This is a genomic window from Mesorhizobium sp. M0715 (genome assembly GCF_040320355.1).
Taxonomy (GTDB): domain Bacteria; phylum Pseudomonadota; class Alphaproteobacteria; order Rhizobiales; family Rhizobiaceae; genus Mesorhizobium.
Window position 1 is genome coordinate 1 of the sequence record NZ_JAMYPL010000058.1, and the last position, 5,944, is coordinate 5,944.

General features: G+C 59.9%; 3 protein-coding genes. 2 read left to right on the forward strand and 1 reads right to left on the reverse strand.

Annotated elements, in window-relative coordinates:
* Nucleotides 1-154: 154 nt before the first annotated feature.
* Nucleotides 155-1,882 carry a calcium-binding protein gene (locus NKI21_RS32095; RefSeq protein ID WP_352869262.1) on the reverse strand — a complete coding sequence of 576 codons (1,728 nt, stop codon included), beginning with the start codon at nucleotides 1,880-1,882 and terminating at the stop codon, nucleotides 155-157.
* A 454-nt stretch (nucleotides 1,883-2,336) separates the two neighbouring features.
* Here NKI21_RS32095 and NKI21_RS32100 point away from each other — a divergent pair, with 454 nt between their 5' ends.
* Together NKI21_RS32100 and NKI21_RS32105 are read left to right on the forward strand one after the other, a co-directional pair.
* On the forward strand, nucleotides 2,337-4,088 hold the full coding sequence (locus NKI21_RS32100; protein WP_164892821.1) for a type I secretion system permease/ATPase: 1,752 nt from the start codon (nucleotides 2,337-2,339) through the stop codon (nucleotides 4,086-4,088).
* Nucleotides 4,081-5,457 carry an HlyD family type I secretion periplasmic adaptor subunit gene (locus NKI21_RS32105; RefSeq protein WP_128302534.1) on the forward strand — a complete coding sequence of 459 codons (1,377 nt, stop codon included), beginning with the start codon at nucleotides 4,081-4,083 and terminating at the stop codon, nucleotides 5,455-5,457. The genes NKI21_RS32100 and NKI21_RS32105 overlap by 8 nt, the downstream gene beginning before the upstream one ends.
* Nucleotides 5,458-5,944: the final 487 nt, after the last annotated feature.

Sequence of the window (5,944 nt, forward strand, 5' to 3'; positions counted from 1 at the left end):
GGGCGGCGGGCCCCCCCCCCGCCCCCGCGCCCGGGCCCCCCGGCCCCCCGCCCCCCCCCCCCCGCTCCCGCTGTCCCCCCCCACCCCCACCCTCTGGCCCCCCCCCCCCCCCGCCCCCCCCCCACTTCTTAAAGCGTTTCTTCGCTGGGCTGGTTCAGGTGACCAGAAAAGACGATGCGGTAATCGACAGATGCGGAGAGAGGCTCGCGAAATGGATCTGGTTTGCGCCTCCGACGCCGTCGCTGTCGAAAGAAAGAGCTCCCGTCGAACTGTTGTAGATAATGTGATCGGAACTGTCATGCGCGGCTTTGCCGGCAAAGAAAGCGTCCGACGAGAGGCCCCCCTGATCGAGACCGGCAAAGATGGAATGATCGAGGTGGATTTTGTCCTGGGCTTTGTTGAAATCAGTGATCTTGTCCACGTTTCCAGCACCAAGGGCGGTACTGAACACGAAGGCATCTCTGCCCCCACGCCCGCTCAACGTATCGGCTCCGCCGCCACCGTCGATCTTGTTGCTACCGGCATTGCCTTGAATGGTCTGTCCGAATTCGTTGCCGGTCAGATTGATGGCGGCCTTGCTGGATGCCTTGGTGGTTGCGAGTTGCTCGATATGCGAGCCAGCCGAAAGAGCGAAGCTCACCGAGGCAAGAACCTTATCGGCGCCGCTTCCTCTCTGCTCCACCACCTTGTCGTGGGCATTGTCGACGTAATAGGTGTCATTGCCGCCATAGCCGGTCATCTTGTCCGCGCCACCGCCACCATTGATCTTGTTGGCGCCGCCATTCCCATAGATGGCTTGACCGAATTCGTTGCCGGTCAGGTTGATGGACGCCCTGCCACCCGAACTGGCGGTGGAGAGCTGCTCGATATGTGAGCCCGCCGTAAGAGCGTAACTCACCGAGGCCACGACCTTGTCGACCCCGCCGCTTGGCGCTTCCATCACCTTGTCATGGGCATTGTTGACGAGATATTTGTCATTGCCCGTGGTCGCGTGAAAAACGTCTGCGCCGCGCGTGCCATGGAATATATGATCGCTGTCCGACGGGGCCGGCGCGGCGGGAGCAGGGGCGCCGGCGTCGCTTGGCGGCGTGGTCGGGGTATCGATCGGATCGCTTGCTGGAGGGGCGGCAGAGCCACCGGTGCTTTGGAGGTTGTGCTGCTGGAAGAAGGCCTGCAGTGCCGGCGAATTCTCCAGAGCTGTGTCTCCGTTCTGCGAGCCCCAGGCATAGGCATAATCGAAGGCAGGCGACGGAACCAGTGCTGCCCAATGATCTATCATCGTTTGCATCTGTTCCGTCGTTGGCATCTGATGCTTCCCGCCCGTGTCGGTCGTCCAGTTGCCACCGCCAAAAGTCTGGTAGACCGGAATGATCTTGTCGATCGGGATGCCGGACTTCACTGCCGCGCCCACGGCCCTGTCGATCATGTTGTAGTCGACCGTGCTCACGTCATCGCGCACCGGGTACGGGTCCAACCCGTAATAGTCGATGCCTGTATTGGCCGGATTATAGGTGTTGGAAAAATCCGGATTTGTAGGAGACCCCATATTCATCATGGTGACGAAGGTCTTGGCGCCCGGAAAATGGGAATGGATCCAATCCGATTCCGCTTTCAGGTTTTCGGCAGTTGCATATGTGCCCCACCTGCCGGTGGGATCTGGCTCGTCCATCAGGAAAAATCCGAACACCTTCGCGTTGTTCAGAAATGGTGTAACTTTTTCAATGAAGGAGGAGGTGACGCCGTCGTGCGCTCCGAGATAGACGAGGCCTTTCATGCCGTCCGGCAAAGCATTGACCTGCGAAAGATATTGAACATCGACCAGGTTGAACCCGGCGGTTGCGACTTCGGTGGCTGATCCACCGGACGCATAATGGAGTGTCATCCAATGATCCTTTGGTTGATTCGATTTATGCCCCGCGTCTGCTTAGGTGATTGCTACATTAGGATGAAATCAAATACGAAACACAGCGAGATAGAATGTTTGATTGATCTAAGTTGTTGCTCAGTAGCAGGTATTTTGCTCAGTCGACTGTGGCACCTTTGAAAGTGTTTGGGAGCAAGGACATACGCCTCTTTTGCCGGCTCCGTTCTGACCAGTTCCTTTAGCGAAAATCGTCATTTTTCGGGAAGTTATCCCCAGACAGGGAGACGTCGGCGGTCGCGTTTCGCCGGCTCATGCCACGAATCCGCTGCATTTTCCTCAAAGTCGACGTATGTAAGCAGAGCGTAATAAGGGGGCCGACGGATAGCGGCTGCTATGCGCACTAAGAAAGGTTTGAGCCATTACAACTTACGGAAGTAACGGCGCGGCAGTGTCGCGCGAACGACCGCTGGTCATGAAAACATCGGGGGCCGGTTCTCCCGAGCTACGTTCCGCCATTCTCGCCTGCATGCCTGGGCTGCTTGGCGTGGCGCTGTTCTCGGCAGTGATAAACATTCTCGCTCTGACCGGTTCGGTCTATATGTTGCAGATTTACGATCGCGTTCTGCCGTCGCAGAGCGTTCCCACCCTGGTGGGGTTCACGATCGGAATGCTGGGTCTGTATGCGGTCCATGGGCTTCTGGATTTCGTGCGGCTTCGCGTGTTGGTCCGCATCGGCAGCCGTCTCTATAGGAATTTGCAGCAAAAGGTGTTCTCCATCTCCCTGTCCCTGCCGCTCAAGGCAGGGCGTGATGCGGACCGTCTGCAGCCTTTGCACGATCTTGACCGACTGCGCGGCTTTCTCTCCGGAACGGGACCGACGGTCATCTTCGACGCCCCGTGGATCCCCTTTTATCTGCTGATCATTTATTTGCTCCATCCTTCGCTCGGCCTGCTGGCGACGGTCGGCGCGATCGCTGTGGTCCTCTTAACAGCGATCGCGGAAGTGTTTAGCCGAGGCCCCGCCGCGCGTGCCTCGGAGGAGCTGCTGTCGCAGCGGGCGCTTGCCGATTCCGGCCGGCGCAACGCCGAAGTCGTTCACGCAATGGGGCTGTCTGGTCGACTGGCTCGACGCTGGAGCGACGTCAGCCGAGCCTATCTCGCCCAGCAGGAACGTCTCTCTGACGTCGTTGGTGGCGCCAGTTCGCTGTCGAAGGCCCTGCGGATGGCGTTGCAGTCCTGTGTTCTCGGTCTCGGCGCTTACCTGGTGATCGGCGGCGAGGCTTCACCTGGGGTGATCATCGCATCTTCCATTTTGCTTGGCCGCGCCTTGGCCCCGGTCGATGCTGCGATCGCAAACTGGAGAGGCTTTCTGTCGGCCCGGCGCAGCTATTCCGAGCTGGCAGCGGTCATGGCGGCATTCGGCCGCCAGGACGAGCCAATGGAGTTGCCTCGGCCGCAGGCGCGGTTTGCGGTCGAGCAATTGACCATTGCGCCGCCCGGCTTGCCAAAGCCAACCGTGGTGAATGTGAGTTTCCATCTGTCGAGAGGCGCTGGGATGGCCGTAATCGGCCCAAGCGGTTCCGGCAAGACAACTTTGGTGCGTTCGTTGGTCGGGGTGTGGAAGCCGCTCCATGGCTCGGTGAGATTGGACGGCGCCTCTCTCGATCAATGGAACTCGGAACAGCTCGGCGCCCATATCGGCTACATGCCGCAGGATGTGGAGTTGTTTGACGGCACGGTAGCAGACAACATTTCGAGGTTCCGAGGCAAGACGGATCCAAAAGGCGTCCTTGCGGCGGCAAGAGCAGCCGGCGTCGAGAAAATGATAATGCAACTCCCTCAGGGGTTTCAGACCCGCATCGGCGAGGGCGGAGCGGCCCTGTCGGCAGGGCAGAGGCAACTCGTGGGTCTCGCCCGAGCACTTTATGGCGAGCCGTTTCTTGTCGTGCTCGACGAACCGAACTCGAACCTCGACGTAGATGGGGACGCTGCCCTGGCCGGCGCCATACGGGCAGTGCGTCAGCGCGGAGGCATCGTCATTGTCGTTGCGCATCGTCCTTCGGCTCTCGCCAACATCGATCAGGTATTGGTTATGTCGAATGGGACGGTTCATGCCTTTGGCTCGCGCGAGCAGGTCTTGGCGAACGTGCTCCGACCTTCACCGCCTGTTTCACCTCGGCCATCTTCTTTGGCGCCGATACCGGGTGTTGCCGGACATGCATGAAGGTCTGCTCGAAACATTCGTCACCTTCTCATCGTATGCTCGGACCCTTCGTGGCAGCAAACGGCCTGCCGTGAGCGCGCCAGATCTGCCGGACGGTATACGGGCCAACCTGATATTCGGCTTGGCGATTACCGGTCTGCTGGTCCTTGGCGGCGGCCTATGGCTGGGATTGACCAAGATCGCCGGCGCTGTGGTTGCACCAGCCACCGTGGTGGTGGAAAGCAACGTCAAGAAGGTCCAGCATCAAACCGGAGGCACAGTGGGCGGGATCTTCGCGCAGGACGGAGATCATGTACGAGCCGGCGACGTGCTGGTCAGGCTGGATGACACGCTGACTCGCGCGAACCTGCAAATCATCAGTGAGGATCTCGATCGCGCGACCGTCCGCCTCGCCCGGCTGGAGGCCGAGCGCACGGGCCTGGCGGAAATGCAGCTGCCGGTCGGCCTGAAGGCGCGAATGAACCAACCGGAGCTGGCTGCGCTCGTCAACGGCGAGCGCGCCCTCTTTGAAACGCGCGCCTCGGCTTTGGCTGGGCAGAAGGCACAGTTGAGAAGCCAATCCCAGCAACTTGAACGTCAGATCGACGGTCTTAAAGCGCAACAGAGCGCGGTGGATGAATCGGTTGCTCTGCTGAATAAGGATTTCGCCGACGTTGATTCCCTCTACGCCAAAAAACTCGTCTCCAAGGAGAGGGTGAGCAACATCAGGCTGGATGCCACCCGGGCCAGGGGAGAATCGGGGCGCCTCGCTGCCGCAGTAGCTGAAGCGCAGGCGCGCATCAGCGAAACGGGGTTGCAGATGCTGCAGCTGGATGACCAAAGGCGCACTGACGTGACGACCGAACTCCGCGAGACGGAAGCCAAACAGACCGAACTCAACGAACGGAGGATTGTGGCCCAGGATGAATTGACCAAGACAACGATCCGCGCGCCGCAGTCCGGAACGATACAGGAATCGGCTGTCCATACCGTCGGCGGTGTTATCGCGCCTGGCGAGATGCTCATGACCATCGTACCTGATGCCGACGATCTTGTGGTGGACGCGCTGATCCCTCCGTCGCGGGTCGACGACGTCCGGCCAGGGCAGCCGGTATCGATCCGTTTTCCGGCGTTCGACGTGGGAACCACTCCGGTCTGCCAAGGGTCAGTGAAACACATCTCGGCGGATCTGATTAAAGATCCGCAACGTCAGCTTTCCTATTTCTCGGCGCGTATCAAGGTTGAAAGCAAATCGAACTGCCTGACCGAAGCGAAGGTGCTGAGGCCAGGTATGCCCGCCGAGGTTCATATCCGCACCGATGAACGCAATGTCTGGTCTTATCTGTTGAAACCATTTGCGGATCAGATGTCCAAGGCGTTTACGCAGTGATGGCGAGGAGGGGAGGCGAGTAGGATATCGGGATTTCTGGCGGCCCGACGGCTTTTTGGGGGCGGGCGGCCGTCGAGCCTAACCGGCGGCGCGGGGATGAAGCGCCTCCGGCTGGAGGAAACATGCGCGTTATGTGCCGCTACCGCATCATTCGAATAGCGAGGCAGTTTGTCCGCTGTCGGTAGTTTTTTGCCCAATGAAATAAACGAACGCGAATGGCGGATGGCGGGCGAGCGGAACCGCAACATCACCCATCAAAGATCAATGTTGCTGTGGTGCGAATTGCGGGGGGGCGGCCAATCCCGTGGGCGTCGTGCTGGCAGGAGCTGGCGCAGCCATCGAGCATCACTGGACGGTGGCCTGAGGCGAGTTTGCCAGCCGTGATCTTGCAAAGACTTTGTCTATCCCCGCCCGAAATACGCCTGATACCACTCGACGAACCGCCCCACCCCTTCGGTCACTGTCGTCGTCGGGCGGTAGCCGACCG